Here is a 24,438-nt window from a genome sequence, read left to right as displayed (position 1 = left end):
CACGGCCGGACCGCACGATCGGGAAGAGGAGTTTCGCGATGAGAATCGGTATCGCGGGTGCCGGTATCGCCGGCTTGACCCTGGCCTGGCTGCTCGACGGAGTCCACGAGAGTGTCGTGCTCGAAGCCCGGGCCGACCTCGGCGGCAACCTCCGCTCGCAGCGGTTCATCGACACGCACGGCACGCCGCGGATGGTCGATCTGGGTGTGCACAGCGTGTCGTTGGAGGCCTTCCCCCTCTTCTCGCGGCTGACAAACGCCCTGGGTCTTGGCGCGGACGACTGGGTGTCCGCGCCCGCGTCCCACACCATCGAGGTCGCCGAACAGGAGGCCCCGCTCTTCCAGGGGCCGCTCACCGCATCCGCCGGCGACGAAGAGGCAGAAGGCGATGGGCTCCCACCCCGGGACGCGGGGCAAGCGGTGACGACGCTCGTGCGTGAATCCGCCAAGTGGGCCGCGCGCGGCCTCGACTGGCAGGTTCCGCTGCGCGACATGGTGGAGCCGTGGCCTTGGCCCACGGCGCTGAAGGAGAACGTGGTGTACGCGCTGGCCGCCTCTCTTTGGGGCTGCGACCTGGCGCGGGCCTCGACGCTTTCCGCACGGGCGGTTGCCGCTCTGTTCGCGGACGAGGCCCCCGCCGGGTCGACGCCGCTCACGCAGACACTGCGGCACGGTATGCAGGACGTCGCCTGGCGGCTGGCGGCGCAACTGAACAGCGCCGACCTGCGCCCCGGGACCGCGCTGCGGGGCATACGGCGTGCGGGCGACCGGCTGGCCATGGTCGACGCCACCGGTGTCCCACACGAGGTCGACGCGGTCGTCCTGGCCGTTCCCGCCGACGCCGCCGCCCGGGCGCTCCAGGACTTGCCGGACGCCGAGACGGCACGGCGGGCCCTCGCCTCGTACCGGTACGCGGACATCAACCAGGGCCTGCACCTGGACCCTTGCTACCTCGCCCGCGACCCGCGCCACCGGTCCACCACGAACATCACCGTGGAGGGGTCCTGGGCCCTCGGTTGCATCCGGCGCCGCTTCGAGGACAGCGCCGAGGTGTACGTCAGCCAACTCGACCACCGCGCGAACCTTCCGCGTCGGCTCCTCGCGCGGACCACCTTCCGCACTCTTCTGCCATCTCCGGCCATGTTCGCCGCGCAGCGGCGACTCGGCCCGCTCCAAGGCCGTGGCGGTCTTCACTTCGCCGGCCATGTCGTGGCGCGAGGCGCGACCCAGGAAGCAGCCGTCGCCACCGCGGTCGACACGGCACGGCGACTGGGATGCGACAGCGCACGCCTGAAAACACTCGCCCCCTCCTGAAAGGCAAGACCATGGGATCCTCCCCACAGGCGTTCCAGGACCGTAATGCCCACATCGGCGACCTCATCATCCCCTGTATCGATGTCGCCCGGGGCGCCGCCACCGAACCGTCCGCGATCCCCGGCCTGCGCGACCCGTCGGACGTGATCGAGATCGTCCGGGCGTACGCCGCCGGCAGCGCGCAGAAGATCTTCCTGGACGTCTTCGACGCATGGGACGCCATCGACTACCTCCCGGCTGTCCTGAGCAGCGTCAAGGAGAGCGGAGTGGACATCCTGGTCTCGGTGGAACACGGCCTTCTCCCGTCCGTGAAACTCCTCGGAGATCTCTTCGAGGCCGGCGCGGACATCGTGTCCATCAGCACCGCGATGGTCGATGACCCAGGGACCGTGCGGGCGGCCATCGGCGAGTACGGCGGTGACCGGCTCATGGGCGTCATCAACAGCAGGCAGACAGCCCCCGGGGAATGGCAGGCGTACGTCCGTGACGGCGAGCAACGCGCCGGCGCCGACGCTTCCGCCATGGCCACGCGCTTCGCCGACCTGCGGGTCGGCGCGATCCTGGCGAACAGCATCGACCGCGAGGGCACAGGACAGGGCTTCGACCTCGCGCTCACCCGGGCCGTGGCCGAGGCATCGAGGCTCCCGGTCATCGCCTCCGGCGGCTGCGGCACCCTCCAGCACCTGCGCGACGCTCTCCACAACGGCCAGGCCACCTACGTCCTGGTCAACAAGATGGTCCACAACGGCAAGCACTCCATCGCGGAGATCAGGGACTTCCTCATGGCCGACAGCCTCTACCGGCCGGACCACTGATGCGTTCCGTCGTCTTCACCCCGTACGGAGAACCCGCCGACGTCCTGACGGTGACCGAGACCCCGATGACCGACCCCGGCGCGGGTGAGGTCCGCGTTCGCCTGACGGCCCGTCCCATCAACCCCTCCGACCTGCTGCTGATCCGGGGACACTACGGTCGGCCAGCAGGGCTTCGACCGCCCTCACCAGGCGAACCGGCCACGGCGCTGGTGGGTTTCGAAGGGGCGGGCGTGGTGGACAAGGCGGCCGCCGGCGTCGGCCTTCGACCGGGAGACCGAGTCGCGGTATCCGCCGACGGCACCTGGCAGGAATACCTCAACGTGCCGGCGGCGGACGTGGTGGAGATCCCCGACTCCCTGCCGGACGACCTCGCGTGCCAGCTGACCATCAATCCCATGACCGCGAACCTGCTCCTGGACGGCTTGGGCCTGGTCGCGGGCGACGTCCTGCTCCAGACCGCCTCCGCCTCCGCCGTGGGCCGGATGATCACCACGCTGGCACGGCAACGCGGTATCCGCTGTGCCGGCCTGGTTCGCCGTCCGCACCCGGCCCCGCCCGACAACGACTCGGCGCAGATAGTCGCCGACCCCTCGGACTCGGCCCGTGAACAGCTCGCGGAATTCGCCGGCGCACCGGGCATCGCGGCCGCTATCGACGCCGTCGGGGGTGCCACCGGCCGACTCGCTCTGGACTGCCTCCGGGAGGGCGGACGCATGACCGTCTACGGCATGCTGTCGGGCTCCCCCATCCCCGTCCCACCGGACGCACTCGTCTTCCGTGGCATCACTCTCGACGGCTTCTGGCTGCCCGAACGACTCAAGGGCATGCTCCCGGAGCAGATCGCCGACCTGACCCGCACCGTGACCGAGCAACTGACGTCCCGTCAACTGAACGCGCCCGTCGCGGCCCGCTATGACCTCGCGGACATCAAGGAGGCGGTGCGCCGGGCCGAAAGCGGACCGGGCGGCGGCAAGATCCTGCTGGTGGGCTGAGCGCAGCCGGCCGTGCTTCGCCCGTCAGCCGTACGCGAAAGGATCCGACCATGCCGCCGACGGCACAGACACCGAAAGGCGTCTCGCGGTCCACCCCCGCGTGTGACGCCACCAGCTCTGGCTACCCGCGTCACGCCCTGCTGTGCGACCTGTTCTCCGCGCAGGCCGAGCGATCTCCCGAGAGCGAGGCCCTGCGGTGGAGGGGCGGCCGCTGGACGTACCGGGAACTGCGCGGCCGGGTGCGACGGGCCGCGGCTCGACTGCGCGACCGCGGCCTGGGTGAGGGCGACATCGTCGCCGTACTCCTTGAGCGCTCCCCGCAGTTGGTGGTGACAGCGCTCGCCGTCCTGGAAGCCGGTGGCGTCTACCTCCCCCTCGATACTCACACGCCCCCAAGACGGCTGGCCTCCGTGGTCCGGGACGCGAGGGTCGCCCACTTCGTGACCGCGCCGGGTGTCGCCGTCCCTCCGGCTCCTGAACTCGTCCATGTCCTCACCCCTGAGCTGACGGGAGAGGAAACACCGCCGGAGTTGCCGTTCCGCACCCCGGCGCGCGCGGCGACCGATGCCGCCTACGTCATATACACCTCGGGCTCGACGGGCGCGCCGAAGGGGGTGCTGTGCAATCACCGCGGACTGGTCCGGTTCGTGACCGCGGACCACCCGGCGGTTCCCGGGCCCGGCGACCGCCTGCTCGCCACGGCGAACCCGTCGTTCGACGTCTCGTGTTACGAGCTGTTCTGCACCTTGCTCAACGGAGCGTGTCTGGTTCTGCCGGACCCCGACGACCTGCTCGACACCCGGGAACTGGCACGGCGCCTCCACCACGATGGCATCACCACTCTGTGGCTGAGCGCCGGCCTGTTTCACACACACGCGTACGCGGCGCCCCACATGTTCTCCGGCCTGCGGTGCCTGATGGTGGGCGGCGACTCCATCAGCCCCAAAGCGGTCCGCGCCGTACTGGCCCAGGGGCCGCCGGGCACCCTCGTCAACGGCTATGGACCGACGGAGAACAGCGTCATCAGCACCTCCTACACGGTCCGTGAACTGCCGGAGCACGCGGAACTCGTGCCCATCGGTACCGAGGTGGCCGCCACCACGGGATATGTGGTCCGGCAGGACGGTGGCCTGGCCGCCGCGGGAGAGGAGGGGGAACTCTGGCTCGGTGGGGACGGCGTGGCGATCGGCTACCTCAATGACCCGGAACAGACCGCGCGGCGCTTTGTGCCCGACCGCTTCGGGAACGACGCGCAAGGCCGTCTGTACCGGACGGGCGACATGGTGCGACGGCGGCCCGACGGGGTGCTGGAATTCCTGGGACGCAGGGACCGGCAGATCAAACTCCGGGGATTCCGGGTGGAGTTGGACGAGATCGAGGCCGTACTGTCCACGCATCCGGACGTGCGGCAGGCCGCCGTCGACGTACTGGGCGAAGGGCCGGGACAGCATCTTGGCGCGGCCGTGGTCTGCTCCCCGCACACGGACACCGCGGCTCTCGTCCCACACCTGCACGACCACGTTCGCGACCGTCTGCCCGCCCATATGGTGCCCAGCAGGATCGTGTGTGCCTGTGACCTGCCGCTGACCGTGAGCGGCAAGGCTGACCATGCCCGCCTCCTGGCCCGGCTTGCCCGGCCACGCCTCGATGTCCGGGAGGCCCGGACGCCGCGGGACGCGCACGAAATCGCCGTCGGACGGATCTGGTGTTCGGTGCTCGGTAGGGACACCGCTCGACGGGACGACGACTTCTTCGCCCTGGGCGGCACCTCGTTGATGGCGACCCACGTGGCGGCGGCCACGTGCCGCTCGTTCGGCATCGATCAAGCGCAGGGCGGGTCACTCATCCGCGCGCTGCTGAGCAATCCGACGCTCCAAGCGTTCGCCGTGCGATCACGTGAACTCGCCGAGCGGGGGCTCACACGGGCGCCACGTACCAGCACGGATTTCTACGCCGAGGCGCGCCTGCGGCAACCGGTGTCCCTAACCGGCCCGCTCCCCGCGACGGGTTGCCCGCGAACCGTGTTGCTCACCGGCGCCACCGGCTTCCTCGGCGTTCATCTCCTCGGCCGGCTGCTGCGTGCCGGCGTGGCACATGTCTACTGCCTCACCCGCGCTCCGGACGCGGAACGCGGCGCCGCCCGTGTCGCGGCCCGGATGCTGCGCTACGGGCTGGATCCACACCACATCGGCGACCGGATCACCGTGATACCGGGCGACCTGACAGCCGAGCGGTTCGGTGTGGACCGGAGTGCCTGGACACGGATGGCCCGGGACTGTGACCACATCGTGCACTGTGCCGCGCAGGTCAACTTCGCCTACCCCTACGATGCCCTGGCCCCGGCCAACGTCGGCGGCACCCGCACCGTCATAGAACTGGCGGCCGCGCACCGGCTCAAGCCCCTCCACCATGTCTCCACGATGGCTGTCATCGCGGGCTTCGGTCCCGCCGGGGTCCCCCACGTGACCGAGCGCACCCCGCTCGCGCACCCCGACCGGCTCGCACTGGGCTACACCGAGACCAAGTGGGTCGCCGAGCAGCTGGTGGCGGAGGCGTCACACCAGGGTCTGCCCGCGTCGATCCACCGGCCCTACGAGATCACGGGCACCCAGGACCGGGGCATCTGGAACACCGAGACCATGATGTGCGCGCTGTTTCGCACGATCGCGCAGAGCGGCGTGGCTCCGGACATGGCGTTCCCGCTGAACTTCGTCCCCGTCGACCACACGGCCGACGTCATCACCCGCGTGATCACCCACGAGAGGCACGACGGCCGCGTCTACCACCTCACCAATCCCCACGAGGCGCGGCTGTCCCTCCTGGTTGACCGTCTCCGGGCGATGTCCTACCGCGTTCGGACGGTCGGACTGCGGGAGTGGGTGGACGTGGTCATCGAGGCGACGAGCGAGGATCCCCGGCATCCGATGGCGCCCTACATCCCCCTGTTCGCCGAAGCCGCGGCCGGCACGGGCACCGCCCTCGTCCAGACGCACCTCGCCGGCGCCTTTCCCCGCTTCAGCCGCGACAACGCCGCCCGTGTGACAACGGACGCCGGCCTGACATGCCCACCTGTCGACGACCGGCTGATCGACCTGTATCTCGGCCACCTCCGGGAGAGCGGGTACCTGCCGCCGCCACAAACCGCCACAACGACCTGAACCACCTGCCAGCACATGGCCCGCCCGGGACGTTCGCGTCCACCACAGCAGAAGGGAATCCCATGAGCACACAAGATCACACCGATGCCACGGCTCTGGCCGACGTCGTCCAGCAGGCGCTCGCCGGACAAGCCCCCGGCAGCCCTCTCACACTGGCACCGGTGACGGGCCCCAGCGCCCTGGAACCGCTGCGGCGCCTGGTCGCCCTGGAGTATCAGGCGCACCCGGTGGAACTCACCGCGTACGGAAACCTGCTCTCCCGCTCTCCCCACGGGCAGGCCGCCGAACTGTGGCTGACCCTGGGACGTATCGTTCACGACGCGACGCCCAAGCTGTACCGGGTGGGTCAGGCGCTGGGGATGGACGAGGCCGACTTGACGCGGCCGGTGAACTCGGGATCGTACGCCTTCCACAGTGCCCTCTCCTGGATCGCGACGTCCGCGAGCCAGGCGGCGGCCGCCCTGGCAACCCACACCGACATGCAGGTCTATTACTCCGGCGCCTGCGCCGTCGCACGACGTCTGCGCGAGTCGGACCTCCCGCAGACCCGAGCGTTCATCGACTACTACGACGACGCCGGTGACGACGCGCTCAAGGAACTCGCCCTGGCGGTGGTGCAGGACGGTCTCGACCGCGGCGCCGATCCTCAGGAGGTGCTGTTCCACGCCCATCGCATCTCGGACGCTCTGCTGGACGTCTGGAAGACGGCGGCCGCTCCCCCGGCCTGACCCCTGTCCGGTGGCAGGGCAGGCAGAACAGCCGTGTACCGCAGAAATCCTCCGGAAAGGAAGGAAGTCCATGACCGGCGGCGACGATCAGAGGTATGAAGTACTCCCGAGCCATCGCGGTGACTCGTTCCGCGAACACGTCATCCGCGCCTACAAGGACTCCCCGGATGACTGGCGGAACGTCCTCGGCGACCAGTTGCACTTCCAGTGGGGCGTCTACGACCACCCGGACTCCCCCCGCCCCGTGTCACTGGACGAGGCCGGAGCGAGGCACCTGGAGCGGCAACTGGCCCTGGCCGGCGTCCTCGAACCGGGACACCCGGCCCCGCGGCGCGTCCTCGATGTCGGGTGCGGATGGGGAGCGGCGCTGCGGCATCTCGCACATGTCTTCCCCGACTGCCCGCGTCTGGACGGCATCAACATCAGTCCGGAGCAACTCGCCCACTGTGCGGACCTCGTGCGTGAGGCACACGAGGCGGAACGCATCCACCTGTATCTGTGCGACGCCGCGGACATCGCACAGCTACCGGACCAAGAGCCCTACGATCTGGTGCTTGTCCGAGGTGCCATCACACACTTTCCGCCGGACGTGTACGAAAATGCGACCGAGGCGCTGGCGCGGCGCATGGAGCCCGGCGGCCTCCTCGTCATCTCGGAGACGCTCTACAGCGAGGAGTTCCTGGCCTCCCAACCGCCCCTGCCCCCGGACACCGACCATCTGGCACTGGGACACCGCAAGTCACTTCGCTACGTCACGGACGTACTGGAGAACAGCGGGTTCCGCGTTCGCGACCAGCGCGTTCTGCCCTCTCCTGAGGAGGCGGCGCGCTGGGTCCTGGAGCTGAAGAGCAACATCGACTTCCACTTTCCGAAGGAGGCGAGTGCGCCCCTCGAAGCGATCCGCGCCATGGCCGTGGACCTCGCCGTCGCACTGCTCCGGAACGAGGCGTCAGTGCGCAGCATCATCGCTGAGCGCCGAGAGGATGGCCGCCTCATGTGATGAGGCGGCCCTCCTGGAGTACGTACCGGGGGCGGCTGGTGGCGATGATGTCCTGGAAAGGGTCGCCCTCAAGGGCGACCAGGTCTGCCGTGGCGCCCGGGGCGATGAGGCCAAGGTCGGGGCGGTTGAGGAGGTCTGCCGCAGTGCGGGTCGCGGCCCGCAGGGCCCGCAGGGCGGTGTAGCCGTGGGCCAGCATGGTGGGGAATTCCCGCCAGTTCTGGGCGTGCGGGAACATTCCGGCGTCGGTACCGAAGGCCGTTCTGACCTGGGTGCGGGCCGGCCGCAGGAGTCCTTCGCGCAGGGATTCGGCGTGTGTGCGGTAGTTCTGGCGGGTGGTGGCCGTGGAGCTGTTCCAGAAGCCGTCGTCGTCGAGCCGGTCGAGGAAGTAGGTCTGGGCGTAGTGGGTCGGCACCAGAAAGGTGCCGGCCTCTTCCATGGCCCGGTAGGTCGGTGCGGTGGCGAAGCAGCCGTGTTCCACGCTGCGCACTCCCGCGGCGACGGCGCGCTGAATGGCACGGTCGGTGAAGGCGTGGGTCGCACACGGCAACCCCAGGTCGTCGGCGGTCGCGACGATGATGTGCGTCTCCACGCGTGAGTAGGCGGCGCTGGTGGGGCTGTCCACGGGTGAGGAGAATCCGCCGCCGCCCGCGAACTTGATCCAGTCGGCTCCGGCGCGCGCCTGCTCGCGTACCGCACGGCGCAATTCCTCGACTCCTTCGGCCAGGGTGCCGATCTGGAGTCCGTAGCGCTGGGCGAGGGCTGGTTGCTTGTCCGCGTGGCCGCCGCGCGGGGAGAGGATGTTGGGGGCCGCGATGATGCGCGGACCTTCGATCAGGCCGTCCTTCACGGCTGTGCGCAGGGACACGTTGAGGGGCAGGTGGGCACTGCCGAGATCGCGGACGGTGGTGAAGCCGCTTCGCAGCAGGGCGCGCAGGACAGGGACGGCGGTGAGGGTCTGGTAGGCGGAGGGCGCGGTCTCCGCGTTCTCGTCGAGCAGGTGGACGTGGCAGTCGATGAACCCGGGCAGGAGCGTGCAGCCGGGCATGTCGACGATGTCCGCGCCGGGGCTGGGAGGAAGGTCGTGGGCGACTGCCGCGATCCGGCCTTCGCGTACGAGGACGGACAGACCGTCGACGGGCGTGTCCGCCACCGCGTCCCACACGCGGTCGGGTCGCAGCAGAAGGTCTCTAGCGGCGGATGCGGGCACGGATACCTCCGGGGTGGCGGTGGTGTGGGGGGCGTGCGGCGGGATGTCCGTCCGCACCCGGGCGCGCGGGGCCCGGTGCGGGGTCAGGCCGTGGTGAGCGGTGTGTAGTGGGGGTCGTTCCATACGTCGCCGGGCCCGGGGTTGCCCGGCTCGGGCCGCGCGCCGAGTTGGCGCAGGACGCCCCAGGCGGCGTTCAGGCCCGAGGCGAGGGCGTGGTTGAGCCAGCCCGGAGACCAGGAGGTGTCGTCGCCCGCCAGGTAGAGGGCGTTCGGCGGTTCGCCGGGTACGGCAGGTGTACCGGCGAAGTCCTTCATGAAATGGGCGAACAGGTCGCGCTGGTAGGGATGGTCGCCCGGGCAGGACCAGCGGCTCAGACCCCGGAAGTGCCGCTCGTTCTCCCAGGACACGGTCACCGCCTCCCCCGTGCGGGCGTGCGCGCGCAGCTCGTCCGCCACTTCGGGGTGGATGTCCGCGAGGTCGCGGACGAAGAGGGCGACCCGCTCCTTTGGAGTGGACGGGCTGATCTTCATGGCGTCCTGTGCCCAGGTGAAGCTGAGATCCAGCACGCCGCGTCGGCCCCCGGGTCCCCGCGCGGGCCCGTAGTCGACGGTGTAGGCGGCGCGCGGCAGCCGGTCGGTGAGCGTGACCCCGTCCATGGAGGTCTTGTCCCAGAACAGGTCGTCGACCACCAGGGCGGTTTTGGAGGACTGCCAGTAGTGCAGGCGGCGCACGGCCCGCCACAGCCGGGGACCGAGCACGGGCGTGTGAGCGACGGTGGAGCGTACCTCGACGCCGGTCTCCACAAGACGCAGCTGTGGGGTGAACACGGCGGCCGCGAACCGCTCGCTGCGCCCGTCCTCGCTGTGCACCACGACGCCGTGGGCGGCATCCGGCTCGATGTCCAGGGCGCGCACAGCGGGGCGCGGTGCTCCCCCATTGACCGCCTCGACACTGCACGTCCGTCCATGAGGATCGGTGGTGCGGTGGGACCAGAAGCCCTCCGCGAGCCGGCTGATGCCTTCAGGGGCGTACAGCAGGGAGCTTCCCTCGGTGCACAGCAACAGGCGCAGGATCTCCAACAGGCTGAGGTCGAAGAAGGAGTCCCACACGGCGGGCCCTACTCCGGCGGTGCCAAGGAGCCGTGCCTGGTCGTGGGTCAGGCCCGCACCGTCCGGGGCGCGCAGGAAACGGTAGAAGGACCACGGCTCGAAGCGGACCAGCACCTCGCGCCAACGGCGGCGCACCGCGGCGAGGTCGCGCGCGGCGACATCCCGCTGGATCTGGAAGAAGCCGATCCGGGCCAGCGCCTGCTGCCAGCGCGCGTGCGCCTCCCGGAAGCCGTCGCACCTGTCGTACAGGTCCTCGATCTTCCCGGCGGCATACTGTCGGCCGTCGACGTCCAACACGGTCAAGGGGGTGGTGGGGGCGGCGTAGTTGTCGCGGAATGGCTCCAGCCGGACGCCGAACGTATCAGCGTACTGGCGCAGCAGCCGGGCGGTCTCAGGAAAGCGCAGACAGCCCAACTCCACGACAGCGCTGTCCGCCTCTCGAAGGCGTCGGCTGTACATGCGCCCGCCCAGGCGCCGCCCTCCCGGTCCGTCCTCGCTTCGCTCGGCCTCGTACACCACGGGTTGGCAGCCGGCCCGCAACAGCTCGTAGGCGGCGGCCAGTCCGCTCCCGCCGGCCCCGATGACGGCGATGCGCGCTCCGGTGGCGGCCTCGGGCAGCCGCCCCATGCGCCGGCCTCCGCTGACATGGGCGGCATAGTCGAAGGGAAAGTCGACCTGTAGGTCACTGGCGGGAGGGGGTGTGTTCGCGTTCACGGCCGGCTCCAGGCTCCATACGGGGAAGGTGGGCGATTTCCAGGTGCGTGCGGGGCGGCTTCTTCGCGCGTCGCCCATGGCGCGGCGTCATTTCAGCGAGCCGCGTGGCGCCCGGGGCGCGGCGGGTGTGGGACTCAGCCGGCCGTGGCCACCGCCCGCCACCAGGACCGCAGCGCCGGTTCCATCCGCACCGCGCTGCGGGTGATCCACTCGTCCGGTTCGTGGTGCGCCCGGCCGTACTCGATGACCTGGAGCACACCGTCCGCCACCTCCGGCGGGTTCTCCCGGTAGGCGTTGATGTACTCCACCGCGGCCTCAGGGACGTGTTCCGCCTCGCGCAGTACGTCGGCCAGGACCGCGCAGGAGTTGCACCACAGAGTGAAGTCGGTGCGTGCCAGCAGGGCTGCCTCCGCCGCCCCTGCGTGCAGGGCCACCCAGGAGATGAACTCGGTGAACCGGCGTACCGGTTCCAGCCGGGGCGCCCGGCGCATCTCGTCGGGCGACATGCCCAGCGCGGGCGCGAGCCCGGACACCATCCGGTGGCGTGCCTGCATCAACTCGTGTGCCACAAAGGAGAAGAACCCGCCGGGCACTTCGTGCGGATACCGGGACAGCAGCAGGCCGTAGGCGGTGAACTCGGCCTCCTGCGACTGGAATTCGGCAAGCGCGAACCTCTGTAGATGTTTTTCCTCGATCATCCCCTCCCGGGCCAGCGACAGGAACTCGTTGGCGGCGAGGTGGTCGGGAATGTTGATCCCCACGGTGTCGATGAACTCGGTTGCAGGCACAGGGAGCCTCCTTCAGTCAGGGAACGCTGTGACCGGCGTCAGAAGCGCGACTGAGGGCTCTGCGGACAACGCCGAAGTGGCCGATGTGTCCACGCTCGCGATGCGGTCGTTGAGACGTTCGACTCGCGCAAGCACGAAGGTACCCAGCAGAGCCTTGTCCGGCACATGTGTTCGCCCATCACGCGGTCGGCGCATCGCTCACCGTGATCGGTCCCGCTCCGCCTGACAGCGCCGGGCCGCCACCTCCGGCCTGCGAGAATTCCCGCGACGTCAGCCGCGTCGCGGGCCCGCCCCGGCGGCCGCCAAGCAGGTGGCCGGTGTCCGGAACGTACATGGCACCGGCATCACAGCCGAAGCCTTCTCCCTCTCTGTCCACCTCCCGTCCCCCTGCCTCCACAGGAGAGCCGGATTTGCACCGGTTAAAGCAGCAAGTGCTGCGCCGACGGGTTTGCTTCCGGCTCTTTTACGAGGCACAGCCACGCTGTTCGAGGGGGTCTCAGTCACGGCCGCGCGGCAGCATGAGGGCCGCGGCCGTGGTGGCCATCAGCAGCACCGCCGCGACGCACAGGGCCACCCGCAGGCCACCGATGAACTCGCCCCGGTCCGCGACCAAGGCTCCGAAGACCGCCACGGCGAGCGCCCCGCCCGTCTGGCGGAAGGAGTTCAGGATCCCGGCGGCCATCCCGGCCCGTTCCGCGGCGATGTCGTTCAGCATGACGGCGGTCAGGGAAGGCACGAAGAAACCCAGGCCGAAGCCGACCGGGACGAGCATCGCCGCGATCACCGGCCTGCTGGTGCCCTCGTCGACCCAGAGCAGGCCGAACATCGCAAGGGCGAAGACCGCTTGTCCCACGGCGATCGGCATCCGCGGCCCAAAGCGTGCCGCCGCCCTGGCCGAGGCCAGGTTGGCTCCGGCGATCACGGCCAGCATCGGTAGGAACATCAGCCCCGCAGCCATGGCGGACAGGCGCAGAACGTCCTGAAAGAACAGGCTCAGCACGAACACCAGCCCATAGAACGCGGCATTGGCGACGAATCCGATCGCGACCGAAACCGTCACCGTGCGCGAACGGAAGAGGTCGAGCGGGACCAACGGCGCGGCGGTACGTGCCTCGATCATGATGAACGCCGTCGTCGCCGCCGCGGCGAGCCCCAGGCAGCCCAGCACCACGGGCTCGCCGAAGCCGTTCTCCCCTCCGTCGATCACCGCGAAGGTGAGCGCCGCGAGCGCGACGATCGCCGTGAGCTGGCCGTACGGATCGAGCGGCGCGGCACGGCGCGGCGAGCGCCCCACGCGGCTCAACACCGCGAGGGTGGCGAGGCCGACGGGCAGGTTGAAGACGAAGATCGCCCGCCAGCTCAGAGTGGTGGACAGCACGCCGCCGGCCACCGGGCCTGCGGCGACCGCGACGGCTCCGCAGGCGGTCCACAGCGCGATGGCCCGTGCCCGTTCGGCCGCGTCAGGGAAGGCCTGCCGGACGAGGGCGAGCGAGGAGGGCAGCATGATCGCCGCCGCGCTCCCCTGGGCCAGGCGGGCGGCGATCAGCGCGCCCGGTCCCGGCGCCAGTCCGCAGGCCGCCGAGGCGACCGTGAACACCGCGACGCCGGCGCCGAACGCGCGGCTCGCCCCGACGCGGTCGGAGAGCGTGCCCGCGGAGAGCAGCAGTGCGGCGAACATCAGCGTGTAGGCGTCCACGATCCATTGCAGTCCCGCCGTGCTGCCGCCGAAGGTCCGCCCGATCCCGGGCAGCGCCACGTTCATCGCCATGGTGTTGAGGTTGAGCAGAAAGATGCCCATGAACGTGGCCGCCAGGATCAGCTTCGGAGCGGCCGTGCGTTGCCGGGCATCCTGTGACGCGCGGGCTGGTTCAAGCGTGGTCATCCGTCCAGACTGGTGAGGCGCGCGAGAGCGAGGCAGACCGAGATCTTCCGGGGCGCGCCATAGGGGGGTGTGACAGGGCCAGGCTCCCGGCCGGCCCGTTGATCACACGCTGGCAGAATGACGCCATGACTGAGTTCGGGAAGTTTCTGCGCGCCCGCCGTGGGGACGTACGCCCGGCAGACGTCGGGCTGCCCGCCGGAACCGGCACGCGCCGCACGCCGGGTCTGCGCCGGGAGGAAGTGGCGGCGCTGGCCGGGGTGAGCATCGACTACTACGTACGTCTGGAACGCGGCAAGGAGACCCGTCCGAGCCCCGCCGTGGTCGAAGCGCTTGCCGACGCGCTCCGCCTCAACCCGGAGGAGAGCGGCTTCCTGCACGAGCTGGCGGCGCGGGCGGCGCGGCGTGCGCCCGAGCCCCGCCCCCTGCCGTCGCGCCGGGTCCGTCCGACCGTCACGCAGCTGCTTGAGACGCTTCGGCCCAACCCGGCGTACGTCGTGAGCCGCACCAACGACCTGCTGGCGGCCAATCCCGGCGGGCTGCGGCTGCTCCACGGCATCGCCGACTGGCCGGAGCGGCAGCGCAACACCGTCCGGTACATCTTCCTGCATCCGGCTGCCCGCGAGCTGTGGGCGGACTGGGAACAGAAGGCCAAGGGGTGCGTCGCCCAGTTGCGGGCGATCGCCGGCACCGATCCGGACGCCCCGGATCTCGCCGCACTCGTAGGTGAACTCATCGTCAAGAGCCCCGACTTCAACCGGCTCTGGGACCGGTACGAGGTGCACACGATCGGCGACGGCAAGAAGACGCTCCGGCACCCCGAGGTCGGCACGATGACGCTCTCGCACGAAGGGCTGTCCCTCAACCGCGCACAAGGCCAGCGCCTCATCATCTACATGGCGCCGCCCGGCAGCCCGGACCACGACAAGATGACGCTCCTCGACCTCGCCGCCTCCGGGCCGTCCGTCGGTTCCGGCGAGACGGCGCCCGTCTCCCCGCACGGAGGAGCGCAACACCGTTAGGCGATGCGTCGCCCGCCTCAAGCAGTGGCGCTGCCTCGGCCTGAATCCCCGAACTGTGGGCGCCCGTTGGGCGGTTGACCCTGGCTCGGAGACCGGCTCGTCGGCCTGCTCCTGTCTCCATCGAGGAATTCCACCGAGGGGCGCTCCGGGTCGTACGGAGCCCATCCGGGGTCGCCGGTGCGGGCGAACTCGACCCAGGCGCCGTGTACTTGGGCCGCCAGTCCGGCCGGGGCGGGGTCGGGGCCGAGCAGGCCGGCGTCTCCGTGCAGCCAGGGCTGGTCGGCGAGGTCGAACACGAAGGGCAGTTCGACGGTGTGGGCGGCGCCGAGACGCCCGTCCAGGGCCGTGGAGCGGTATCCGAACGAATAGCGGTGCGTGCGGCCGCCCGAGATCCGCGCGTGGGTTTGCGCCATGCGCGTCGTGCCCGCCTCGAACAGGACCTGACCGAGCAGGGCCGAGCGCAGCTCCCCCGGCGTCGCGTCCGGCCGTGCCGCGCGGTGTGCGGCGATGGCGGCCCCCGGGTCCGCATGCGTGCGGGCGGCGACGGCGAGCACGTCGGCCTGTGTGGTGGAGTCCAGGTTTCCGTGTGGTGCGAGATAGAGGTGCCCCTCGTGGAGGTTGGTGCCGATGAGCAGGTCGACGGCGCCGGCCGGGCCGTCGGCCAGTGCGTCCGCGGGCTGGACCGGCAGGACGAGGCTGAACGGGCTGAGTCCGGCCAGCGGATCGGTGGCGGTGTCGGTACGCAGGTCGAGACCGGCCAGTGCGGGCAGGACGGCCAGGAAGCGCTCGTCGGGGATCGGGGCGAATGCCTCGGCGGTCGCTTCGACGCCCAGTGCGGCGGCCGCCGCCGCGGTGACCTTTCGCGCTTGCTCCGGGGTGAACGCGCCGGTGCCGTTGCCGCTCTGGATGATGGCCCGCCGGAACAGACCCTTCGCCTGTGGTGTCGCGAGCAGCCCACCGACGAGCGTGGCGCCGGCGGACTGGCCGAAGACCGTGACGTTCTCGGGGTCGCCGCCGAAGACCGGGATGGTGTCGCGTACCCAACGGAGTGCGGCCAGCACGTCGAGCAGTCCGCGATTGGGCGGAGCGCCCGCCACGTCCAGGAAACCTGGGATGCCGAGCCGGTAGTTCACTGTCACCAGGACGACGCCGTCGCGGGCGAACGCGCTGCCGTCGTAGAGCGCCGCGCGATTCGAGCCGGTGACGAAGCCACCGCCGTGCACGAAAACCATGACGGGGTGTCTGCCGGGGGTGGTGCCGGTGCGGGTGCCGGTGCCGACGGCGGGCGTATAGACGTCGACGGTCAGGTATTCCTCCCCGGGCGCCCAGCCCGGGCCGAAGTAGGGGGTCATGTCGAGTCGGCCGAAGTCACGGTGGGGCTGGGGCGCGGTGGGTGAGGGCCGGGTGGCGTCGCGGACACCCGACCAGCCCCGGTGCGGCGAGGGCGGGGCGAAACGGCCGGCGCCGGTCGGTGCCGCGGCGTACGGGAGGGCACGGTAGCGCTCGCCGGATCCGTCGCGGACACCGCGCACGGCACCCGAAGGGGTCTCGACGCTCGGATCTGTGTGTCGGGGCACGGGAGCTTCCTCTGTGGAAAGGGCCGGGAAGGCAGGAGGCCGGGAAGGCAGGAGGCCGGGAAGGCAGGGGGCCGGGAAGGCAGGGCATCAGGAGATGCGGGAGAAGCCCGCCCACTCCTTGATCGCGAACTTCGAGCCGTCGCGCACGATCTCGGCGGCGCCGTGGCCCCCGAAGTGGGCCGGGAAGACGAGTGCGTTGTTCTCGCAGGCGCGGCCGAGCAGTTCGTGCCGGGTGGCGCGGGACCGCACCGGGTCCTCGCAGAAGCAGGAGTTGGTCTCCGGCTCCGCGATCTGAAGCGCGGTGTGCACCAGATCCCCGACGAACAGGGCCTGATCGGCGCCGGATTCGAGCGTGAGCACGGACGAGCCCGGGGTGTGGCCGGGAGCGAGGTCGAGACGCAGGTTCTTGTCGATCCGGTACGACCCGTCCCACAGCTGGGTCAGTCCCGCCTGGTGGACCGGCGTGACGCTGTCCTCGAAGACGTTCTGGTTCCCGCGGCCGAGCACGCTCTTGTTCCCGTTGGCGGGGTCCCAGAAGTCGAAGTCCCGCCGGGGCATCAGATACGTGGCGTTGGGGAAGGTCGGCACCCAGGTCCGGCCGTCGAGGCGGGTGTTCCAGCCGACATGATCGATGTGCAGGTGGGTGTTGACCACGATGTCCACGTCCTCCGGCCGCACCCCGGCGGCCGCCAGGTTGTCGAGGTAGTCCGTGTCCAGGCGGCTCCACACCGGTGCGTAGGGCCGGTCCTTGTGGTTGCCCACGCCGGTGTCGACCAGGATGGTGCGCCCCTCGCTGCGCAGCAGCCAGGACTGGATCGCCGTCTGGCACTCGTCCGTCCGCGGGTTCCAGAAGTCGGGCACGAGCCAATCACGGTGCTCGGTCCAGGAGTTGTCGAGGCTGTCCGGGAAGAAGGTGCCCGGGTCCATCCGGGCCGAGCCGTAGAACTCTTTGACACGGGTGACGGTCACATCGCCGAGGGTGATCTGTTGGGTGACGCGTGGGCTGAGCTGTTGGGTGACCTGTTGGGTGACCTGTTCGGGGTGTTGATCCATGTGGCGTGGTCCGTCCTTGGGCCTGGGGGTGCGTCGCCGGTCGGGAACGAGCTTGGACAGGCGGACGGACGCGCACCACTCCCGCTCTGTCCCACCCCTCGCAGGGTGTGGCTGGGGCCGGGCCGCCCACCCGATACTGGGGCGATGAACGCACCAGGCCCACTCGGCGCCTTCCTCCAAGCCCGACGGGCGCGGCTGCGGCCCGAGGACGTCGGCCTGCGCGACCTCGGGCCCCGAAGGCGGGTGTCCGGCCTGCGGCGCGAGGAAGTGGCGCAGTTGGCGGGCGTCAGCGTCTCGTACTACGCGCGGCTGGAACAGGGCCAGTCCCGCGGGGCCTCGGGCGAGGTCCTTGACGCGATCGCCCGCGCTCTCCTGCTCGACCCCCACGAACGCGAGCACCTGGAGCGGCTTGCCGGCGCCGCCCGCCATGTGCCAAGGCCATGCCGCCCCCGGCCCGAGACCCTTACCGACGAAACCCGTGACCTCCTGCGCGCCGTCGGCGGTGTCCCGGCGATGGTCCTCGGCCGCCGTACCGACGTGTTGGCCTGGAACCCCCTCGGGCACGCCCTCCTCGCCAGTCACCTGGACTTCCTGGACCCGGATGACCCGGATGTCCCGGTGCGACGTACGAACATGAGCCGGATGCTGTTCCTGGACCCGCGCTGCCGAGAGCTGTACGCCAACTGGAAGCGGAAGGCGCGCGCGGTGGTCGGCAACCTGCGCGTCGCCGTCGGCAGGCACCCGGAGGACCCGCTGCTCGCGGAGCTGATCGGCGAACTGACCCTGAAAAGCCCGGAGTTCACCGCCCTGTGGGCAGACCACCGCGTGGCACCGTGCGACGCCGCGTCCTACGAGCTGCGCCATCCCGTCGTCGGCACGGTGACAGTGACACAGCAGACACTGTCGATCGCCCGCTCGCCGGAACAGGTACTCATCGTGTGCACAACCCCCGCCGGCTCCCCTTCCGAAAGGGCCCTCGCACTCCTGGGCCGCGCAAGCGGCAGCGAACCCCGCGCGCGGGCAGAAGCGACGTACCGATGAGCCGGCGCGCCTCGGCCCAGCCGTGAGAACGGGCAGCGGCTGTCGACAAGCCAGTGGCGTCTCTACGGATGAGCCTCGTAGTTTGTGCGCTCATGACTGGTGACCCAAAGGCGCGTCCGAATCCACACGACCTCGGTCAGGTGTTCAACGCGGTCCCGGAGCTCTACGACCGGGTCCGGCCGGACTACGCCGACGAGCTGTTCGCGGATCTCGTCACCCTCACCGCCATGAACGAACGGTCGTCGGTGCTTGAGGTGGGCTGCGGAACCGGTCAGGCGACGCGGTCGCTGGCAGCGCTCGGATACTCAGTGACTGCCATCGAGCCCGGCGCGGCCATGGCCGCACTCGCTCGCCACCGGATGGCCTCCTTTCGCACCGTGGAAGTCGAGACGTCGATCGGCTGGCAGCGAGCGCACGACGTGCTCCGTCCCGGAGGGTGGATGGCGCTGCTCAGCCACGTCGTCGTCCGAGAACCGGGAGAGCCGGAGGTGTATGCCGAGACCGCCGATCTCCATGAGCGGTTCTGTCCCGGGAACCCTGACTGGGGTCATCCGCCACTCGAAGAAGACGTGCGCTCCGCTGACGAAGGCTGGGGCCTTGTCGACGATTCCGGCGAATTGTTCGGCCCTCCGGTCGTGCGTTGGTATCCAGCCGTCCAATGGTTTGACGGTGACGGCTTTGCGGATCACCTTCGCTCATTGTCGATGTACCGGAGGCTCGACCACGAGGTGCGCGAGCCGCTGCTCGATGCCATCGCCGAGCGCATCCGCACGCGGATGGGCGACCGAGCGGCACGTCGCTATCTGAGCGTCCTGCGTGTCGGACAGCGCGTCGGGTGCGGCCTCTCGCGTGCCGAGGGTGGCTTGGTTCAGATGGGCTCCGGGCTCTTTCCTAGTGCGGCGTTCGCGACGCCGCCGATCGCCCTCGTCGGCGTGCTCGGTGTGGAAGATCGGCCCGTCGCCGATGCCGGGCGCCATGGGGCAGACCAGGATGAGCCGCCCCGGCGCGCCGGACAGCCCGGGTTCCGGGATTCTATGGGGAGTGCGGAGGTCCCCCGGACAGACAGTAAACTCTGGCCACGTGACTGCTGTGTCTGCGAAGCCTCGCATCCCGAACGTTCTGGCCGGCCGCTACGCCTCCGCGGAGCTCGCCGTCCTCTGGTCCCCCGAGCAGAAGGTCAAGCTGGAGCGCCAGCTGTGGCTGGCCGTGCTGCGCGCCCAGAAGGACCTGGGGATCGAGGTGCCCGAGGCAGCGCTCGCCGACTACGAGCGCGTGCTCGACCAGGTCGACCTCGCCTCGATCGCCGAGCGCGAGAAGGTCACCCGGCACGACGTGAAGGCCCGCATCGAGGAGTTCAACGCGCTCGCCGGGCACGAGCAGGTCCACAAGGGCATGACCTCGCGCGACCTGACCGAGAACGTCGAACAGTTGCAGATCCGGCTCTCCCTGGAACTGATGCGGGACCGCACGGTGTCGGTCCTGGCCCGCCTCGGCAAGCTGTCCGGCGAGTACGCCGAGCTGGTCATGGCGGGGCGCTCGCACAACGTGGCCGCGCAGGCCACCACCCTGGGCAAGCGGTTCGCGACCGCCGCCGACGAGCTCCTTGTGGCGTACGGCCGGCTCGAGGACCTGCTCGCGCGGTATCCGCTGCGCGGCATCAAGGGCCCCGTCGGCACCGCGCAGGACATGCTGGACCTGCTGGGCGGCGACGCCTCCAAGCTCGCCGACCTGGAGCAGCGCATCGCCGGCCACCTCGGCTTCGCGCAGGCCTTCACCTCGGTCGGCCAGGTCTACCCGCGCTCGCTGGACTACGACGTGGTGACCGCGCTCGTACAGCTGGCCGCCGCGCCGTCCTCGGTCGCCAAGACCATCCGGCTGATGGCCGGGCACGAGCTGGTCACCGAGGGCTTCAAGCCCGGCCAGGTCGGCTCGTCCGCCATGCCGCACAAGATGAACACCCGCTCCTGCGAGCGCGTCAACGGCCTCATGGTCATCCTGCGCGGCTACGCCTCGATGACCGGCGAGCTGGCGGGCGACCAGTGGAACGAGGGCGACGTCTCGTGCTCCGTGGTCCGCCGGGTCGCGCTGCCCGACGCGTTCTTCGCCTTCGACGGCCTGCTGGAGACGTTCCTCACGGTGCTCGACGAGTTCGGCGCGTTCCCGGCCGTCGTGGCCCGCGAACTGGACCGTTACCTGCCGTTCCTCGCCACGACGAAGGTCTTGATGGCCGCCGTCCGCGCCGGGGTCGGCCGTGAGGCCGCGCACGAGGTCATCAAGGAGCACGCGGTCGCCTCCGCCCTCGCGATGCGCGAGCAGGGCGCCGAGCGCAACGAACTCCTCGACAAGCTGGCCGCCGACGAGCGGATGCCGCTGGACCGCGCCGGACTCGACGAGCTGATGGCCGACAAGCTGTCCTTCACGGGCGCCGCGGGCGACCAGGTGGCCGCGCTGGTCTCCCGTATCGAGGAGATCGTCAAGCAGCACCCCGAGGCCTCCGGTTACGCGCCGGGCTCGATCCTGTGATCGTTCTCCCGTGCTGACTCCCCAGGAACTCCAGGCCGCTCGCGACAGCGTCATCCCCGACGTGATCGCGGGCGGCCTGTCCGTGCTGTTCTGCGGCATCAATCCCGGTCTGATGTCGGGCGCCACGGGCCACCACTTCGCCCGCCCGGGCAACCGCTTCTGGCCGGTGCTGCATCGGTCCGGTTTCACGCCGCGGCAGTTGAAGCCCTCCGAACAGGACGAACTCCTCGCGTACGGTCTCGGCATCACCAACGTGGTGTCCCGCGCCACGGCGCGCGCGGACGAGATCGGCGCCGAGGAGTTCCGCGAGGGCGGGCGGCTGCTGACGGCGAAGGTGGAGCGGCTGCGGCCCGCCTGGCTGGCCGTGGTCGGCGTGACCGCGTACCGCACGGCCTTCGGCGACCGCAAGGCCCGCATCGGCCCCCAGGAGCACACGATCGGCTCGACCCGGGTGTGGGCCCTGCCCAACCCCAGTGGTCTGAACGCCCATTGGACGCTGGAGACCATGGCCGAGGAGTACGCCCGCCTGCGCCACGCGGCGCAGGGACCGGACGCGTAGCGGACTCCCAGCAGGCTAGGGCGGCGCCGTCTCCGTCACGGTGACGCTCAGGTCCCATCCCGGACCCCCCTCCTCCAGATCGAGACCCACCGCGATCCATCGGCCGTCCACGTGCCACAGGTGCAGGAACTCGAATCCGGCGGCGAACTCCGCCCAGGGCTCAGGTATGTCCTCGCCCGCGACGAGCCGCGCCTGCGCGCTCCACAGGCTGATCCACCGCGGCTCCCGCCAGCGCCGCGTGAGCTCCGCTATCAGGGCGTCGTGGTCGGCGACGCACTGCGCGCGCCGCTCAAGCCGTTCCGCCAGGTCCTCCCACTCCTCCTCGTCTGCGCTCAGACAGGCACTGTGATATCCGGGTCCGCTCACGTCCGTACCGCGGCGATCCCGCTCCGAGGGGAACGCCCGGGAGCGCAGCCGGTCAATGTGCTGGAGGTACGCGGCTGTGGTCATGTCGTCAGTAAACCGCCCGCCACTGACAATTGGCGGTGCGTCAGGCGACCGGAGCCGGCCCGGTCCTGGCCGACGCGCCTGTGCGGCCCGGACCGATGAGCCGGTGCGCCCCGAGCCGATGAGAGCCTGCGGGCCGGGCCGATGCGCCTCCGTTACGGGCCGCCGCTCGCCGTACGCCTGACCAGCGAGTACGATCCGGCAGACACGCGCACGAGCTGGGAGGACACACGTTGGGGCGGCTGACCGGCGGGGATCCCTCTCTGCTGCGGCGGATCAATTCCGCGGTGGTGCTGCATGCCCTGCGGGGCGCGGAATCTCCCACACTGACCGATCTGACCCGGATCACCGGTCTGTCCCGGCCGACGGTCGAGGGCGTGGTCGACGGCCTGATGGAGGCGGGGCTCGTCGTCGAGTCGGCGCCCGAGGAGGGCGAGGCCCGGCGTCAGGGGCGTCCCGCGCGGCGTTTCCGGTTCCGGGCCGAGGCGGGTCATCTGCTCGGCATAGAGATCGGCCCGCACCGGGTCGCCGCGCTGCTGTCCGGCCTCGACGGGCGGATCTTCGGCGCGGGCTCGCGCGAAGTGCCCGAGTCGGCCTCCGCCGACGAGCGCCTTGAGCGGGTCCGGGTGACCGTGGCCGACGTACTGCGCCGGGCCGGGGTGGCGCGCAGCTCCTTGCGGGCGGTCGGCGTCGGCAGCCCGGGCATCGTCGAGGCCGACGGCACGGTGCGGCTCGGCACCGCCCTTCCCGAGTGGACGGGCCTGCCGCTCGGCGAGCGGCTGCGGCGCTCGTTCCGCTGCCCGGTCCTGGTGGAGAACGACGCCAACGCGGCGGCGGTGGCCGAGCACTGGAAGGGTGCGGCCGTCGACTCCGACGACATGGTCTTCGTCATGGCCGGTCTGAGCCCGGGGGCCGGTTCGCTGATCGGCGGCCGGCTGCACCGGGGCTTCGGCGGGGCGGCGGGCGAGATCGGCGCACTGCATCTGCTCGGCCGCGACGTGACCCCCGAGAAACTGCTCTCGACCACGGACGAGCCGCTGCATCCGCTGGACGAGCAGGCGGTCGCCGCCGTGTTCGCGCTGGCCCGGCAGGGCGACGCGCGGGCGGGGGCGGCGGTGGAGCGGTTCCTTCAGCGCCTGGTGCACGACGTGGCCGCGCTGGTGCTCGCCCTCGATCCGGAACTGGTGGTCGTGGGCGGCTGGGCGGCCGGCATCGAGGGCGTACTACAGCCGCTGCGCGAGGAGTTGGCGCGCTACTGCCTTCGGCCGCCCCGTGTGGTGCTGTCGATGCTGGGCGAGGCCGCGGTGGCCACGGGTGCGCTGCGGCTCGCGCTCGACCACGTGGAAGAGGAGCTGTTCGCCGTCGAGGGCACGGTGACCGCCCGGCGCTGAGCAGACCGGAAGCCACCACGGCCCGCGCCTTCGCAAGGCGCGGCCGTGTTCGTTCGCGGGGCGCGACGGTGGGCGGCCGTGGGTCAGGAGGCCTGGCGCTGCTCGTCGGTGTGGCTGATCTCCAGGTCGCCCGAGTCGCCGAAGGTGAGGCGGCAGGTGTCGGCGCGGTAGGTGGCGACCGAGACGGCCAGGGTGCGGCCGTCCGCGAAGTAGCGGGTGGTCACGACGAGGACGGGCGCGCCGGGAAGCCGGTCGAGTTCCTTGGCGTCGTCGGCGCGGGCCGAGCCCAGTTCCACCGCGCGGTCCTGGCCCTCCAGTTCGAGGCGTCGCAGTTCGCGCAGGACGGCGCGGCCACGGGCAGGCCCCGGAGGAGCGTCGATGGCGGAGAGCTCAGGCACCGAGCCGACCGGGACGTACAGGAGCTCGGCCGCGACGGCCTGCCCGTGGGTCACCCGGATCCGGCGGACCACGTGCGTCTGCTCGCCGTCCTTCGTGCCCAGCAGCCGGGCCATCGCGGCGGGCGGCGTGGCGGCCGTGGCGTCGGCGGTCTGCCAGTCGTCCCCGGGCGCGCCCGGCCAGTCGTGCCGCGCGGTGGCGACCGGGACGGCGGTGCGCGGCGGGGCGACGGTGGTTCCGACGCCCCGGCGGCGCTGGAGCCGGCCTTCGAGTTCCAGCTGCTCGAGTGCCTGACGCAGTGTGGCGCGGGCCACCCCGAACCGGGCGGCCAGATCACGCTCGTTGGGCAGGATCTCGCCCACCGCGAAGTCCGAGTCCAGCGCCTCGCTGAGTACCGTCTTGAGATGCCAGTACTTCGGTTCCGGCACCGATTCCAGCTGCGTGGTCCCCACCCTGATCCTCCGCAATCGCCGTGTCCGCGGCGGCTTTCCGTGCCCTTGTTTATTAAAGGTTCCTGCACTAACTCTGCGACCATAGGGCGGCCCACTCCCTTGGTCAAGACCAATCCTCGTTCCATTACGGAGCGCACACGAGGGCTGTCGGGGAGCGTTCACACGACGTTCTCACCCCTGTGAGGACCGGCGGATCCGGCGAGTACGCGCACGGACGGCCCGGGGCCCGGGACCCGAGGCCCGCGAACCGCGACCCGAGCCCCATGGCCCGGGA

21 protein-coding genes and 1 pseudogene are annotated in these 24,438 nt (G+C 70.7%); 12 read left to right on the top strand and 10 right to left on the bottom strand.

Translation table 11 applies throughout. The features are described 5' to 3' along the window. The first annotated feature begins 38 nt into the window (after positions 1-38). The 6 genes from ACFYM2_RS15045 to ACFYM2_RS15020 all read left to right on the top strand — a co-directional run bounded on the left by ACFYM2_RS15045 (position 39) and on the right by ACFYM2_RS15020 (position 8,006). Entirely contained in the window at positions 39-1,313 is a 1,275-nt protein-coding gene (locus ACFYM2_RS15045; RefSeq protein ID WP_388836403.1) for an FAD-dependent oxidoreductase, read from the top strand. Positions 1,314-1,324: 11 nt separating this feature from the next. Then, on the top strand, positions 1,325-2,128 hold the full coding sequence (locus ACFYM2_RS15040) for a HisA/HisF-related TIM barrel protein (RefSeq protein ID WP_358999561.1): 804 nt from the start codon (positions 1,325-1,327) through the stop codon (positions 2,126-2,128). Continuing rightward, complete coding sequence (locus ACFYM2_RS15035; RefSeq protein ID WP_388836400.1) at positions 2,128-3,120, top strand: zinc-dependent alcohol dehydrogenase family protein; 993 nt, start codon at positions 2,128-2,130, stop codon at positions 3,118-3,120. The genes ACFYM2_RS15040 and ACFYM2_RS15035 overlap by 1 nt, the downstream gene beginning before the upstream one ends. Positions 3,121-3,170: 50 nt before the next feature. Further along, on the top strand, positions 3,171-6,278 hold the full coding sequence (locus tag ACFYM2_RS15030; protein WP_388836398.1) for an amino acid adenylation domain-containing protein: 3,108 nt from the start codon (positions 3,171-3,173) through the stop codon (positions 6,276-6,278). 62 nt (positions 6,279-6,340) lie between these two features. Continuing rightward, a complete protein-coding gene (locus tag ACFYM2_RS15025) occupies positions 6,341-7,006 on the top strand; it encodes a hypothetical protein (protein WP_358999552.1) in 666 nt (221 codons plus the stop codon). Positions 7,007-7,076: 70 nt separating this feature from the next. After that, positions 7,077-8,006, top strand: a complete 930-nt coding sequence (locus tag ACFYM2_RS15020) for an SAM-dependent methyltransferase (protein ID WP_388836395.1) — start codon at positions 7,077-7,079, stop codon at positions 8,004-8,006. Here the strand turns inward: ACFYM2_RS15020 and ACFYM2_RS15015 are convergent. The 4 genes from ACFYM2_RS15015 to ACFYM2_RS15000 form a co-directional block, all read right to left on the bottom strand. Next, positions 7,999-9,213: an amidohydrolase family protein gene (locus ACFYM2_RS15015; RefSeq protein WP_358999547.1), complete on the bottom strand. Its 1,215-nt coding sequence runs from the start codon at positions 9,211-9,213 to the stop codon at positions 7,999-8,001. The genes ACFYM2_RS15020 and ACFYM2_RS15015 overlap by 8 nt on opposite strands. 83 nt (positions 9,214-9,296) lie before the next feature. Next, positions 9,297-11,036, bottom strand: a complete 1,740-nt coding sequence (locus tag ACFYM2_RS15010) for a flavin monoamine oxidase family protein (RefSeq protein ID WP_388457014.1) — start codon at positions 11,034-11,036, stop codon at positions 9,297-9,299. Positions 11,037-11,170: 134 nt separating this feature from the next. After that, positions 11,171-11,824 carry a hypothetical protein gene (locus ACFYM2_RS15005; RefSeq protein WP_358999541.1) on the bottom strand — a complete coding sequence of 218 codons (654 nt, stop codon included), beginning with the start codon at positions 11,822-11,824 and terminating at the stop codon, positions 11,171-11,173. A gap of 496 nt (positions 11,825-12,320) precedes the next feature. Next, positions 12,321-13,706 (bottom strand): MFS transporter, encoded by a 1,386-nt coding sequence (locus ACFYM2_RS15000; RefSeq protein ID WP_388457017.1) that lies wholly within the window; start codon positions 13,704-13,706, stop codon positions 12,321-12,323. A gap of 125 nt (positions 13,707-13,831) precedes the next feature. On the opposite strand from ACFYM2_RS15000, the gene ACFYM2_RS14995 reads away from it, so the two are divergent. Continuing rightward, complete coding sequence (locus ACFYM2_RS14995) at positions 13,832-14,725, top strand: helix-turn-helix domain-containing protein (protein WP_388457018.1); 894 nt, start codon at positions 13,832-13,834, stop codon at positions 14,723-14,725. A gap of 17 nt (positions 14,726-14,742) precedes the next feature. On the opposite strand, the gene ACFYM2_RS14990 is transcribed toward ACFYM2_RS14995, so the two are convergent. Together ACFYM2_RS14990 and ACFYM2_RS14985 are read right to left on the bottom strand one after the other, a co-directional pair. Further along, positions 14,743-16,302: a carboxylesterase/lipase family protein gene (locus ACFYM2_RS14990; protein WP_388836391.1), complete on the bottom strand. Its 1,560-nt coding sequence runs from the start codon at positions 16,300-16,302 to the stop codon at positions 14,743-14,745. A gap of 87 nt (positions 16,303-16,389) precedes the next feature. Further along, the gene (locus ACFYM2_RS14985) at positions 16,390-17,355 is read right to left on the bottom strand and encodes an MBL fold metallo-hydrolase (RefSeq protein WP_388836388.1); all 966 of its coding nucleotides are present in this window, start codon (positions 17,353-17,355) and stop codon (positions 16,390-16,392) included. Positions 17,356-17,499: 144 nt separating this feature from the next. On the opposite strand from ACFYM2_RS14985, the gene ACFYM2_RS14980 reads away from it, so the two are divergent. Next, on the top strand, positions 17,500-18,396 hold the full coding sequence (locus tag ACFYM2_RS14980) for a helix-turn-helix domain-containing protein (RefSeq protein ID WP_388836385.1): 897 nt from the start codon (positions 17,500-17,502) through the stop codon (positions 18,394-18,396). Positions 18,397-18,464: 68 nt separating this feature from the next. Further along, positions 18,465-18,707 (top strand): annotated as a pseudogene (locus ACFYM2_RS14975) (hypothetical protein); the annotation flags it as partial. Here the strand turns inward: ACFYM2_RS14975 and ACFYM2_RS14970 are convergent. Both ACFYM2_RS14970 and ACFYM2_RS14965 read right to left on the bottom strand, forming a co-directional pair. Beyond that, positions 18,702-19,085 (bottom strand): hypothetical protein, encoded by a 384-nt coding sequence (locus ACFYM2_RS14970; protein WP_388836383.1) that lies wholly within the window; start codon positions 19,083-19,085, stop codon positions 18,702-18,704. The pseudogene ACFYM2_RS14975 and the gene ACFYM2_RS14970 overlap by 6 nt on opposite strands. A 6-nt stretch (positions 19,086-19,091) precedes the next feature. Next, complete coding sequence (locus ACFYM2_RS14965; RefSeq protein WP_388836380.1) at positions 19,092-19,373, bottom strand: hypothetical protein; 282 nt, start codon at positions 19,371-19,373, stop codon at positions 19,092-19,094. A 103-nt stretch (positions 19,374-19,476) separates the two neighbouring features. On the opposite strand from ACFYM2_RS14965, the gene purB reads away from it, so the two are divergent. Next, positions 19,477-20,919 (top strand): adenylosuccinate lyase, encoded by a 1,443-nt coding sequence (gene purB / locus ACFYM2_RS14960; protein WP_388836377.1) that lies wholly within the window; start codon positions 19,477-19,479, stop codon positions 20,917-20,919. Between the two features lie 13 nt (positions 20,920-20,932). Further along, complete coding sequence (mug, locus tag ACFYM2_RS14955; RefSeq protein WP_358999754.1) at positions 20,933-21,478, top strand: G/U mismatch-specific DNA glycosylase; 546 nt, start codon at positions 20,933-20,935, stop codon at positions 21,476-21,478. A gap of 15 nt (positions 21,479-21,493) precedes the next feature. Here the strand turns inward: mug and ACFYM2_RS14950 are convergent, their stop codons facing one another. Continuing rightward, on the bottom strand, positions 21,494-21,928 hold the full coding sequence (locus ACFYM2_RS14950; RefSeq protein ID WP_388457026.1) for a hypothetical protein: 435 nt from the start codon (positions 21,926-21,928) through the stop codon (positions 21,494-21,496). A 230-nt stretch (positions 21,929-22,158) separates the two neighbouring features. Here ACFYM2_RS14950 and ACFYM2_RS14945 point away from each other — a divergent pair, with 230 nt between their 5' ends. Further along, positions 22,159-23,316 (top strand): ROK family transcriptional regulator, encoded by a 1,158-nt coding sequence (locus ACFYM2_RS14945; RefSeq protein ID WP_358999519.1) that lies wholly within the window; start codon positions 22,159-22,161, stop codon positions 23,314-23,316. A gap of 83 nt (positions 23,317-23,399) precedes the next feature. Here the strand turns inward: ACFYM2_RS14945 and ACFYM2_RS14940 are convergent, their stop codons facing one another. Then, the gene (locus tag ACFYM2_RS14940; protein WP_388836374.1) at positions 23,400-24,164 is read right to left on the bottom strand and encodes a GntR family transcriptional regulator; all 765 of its coding nucleotides are present in this window, start codon (positions 24,162-24,164) and stop codon (positions 23,400-23,402) included. Positions 24,165-24,438 lie beyond the last annotated feature (274 nt).

Source organism: Streptomyces sp. NPDC006711, assembly GCF_042869775.1.
Lineage (GTDB): Bacteria > Actinomycetota > Actinomycetes > Streptomycetales > Streptomycetaceae > Streptomyces.
The sequence above is the reverse complement of the archived record's forward strand: the minus strand, read 5'-3'. Positions and strand labels throughout refer to the sequence as shown.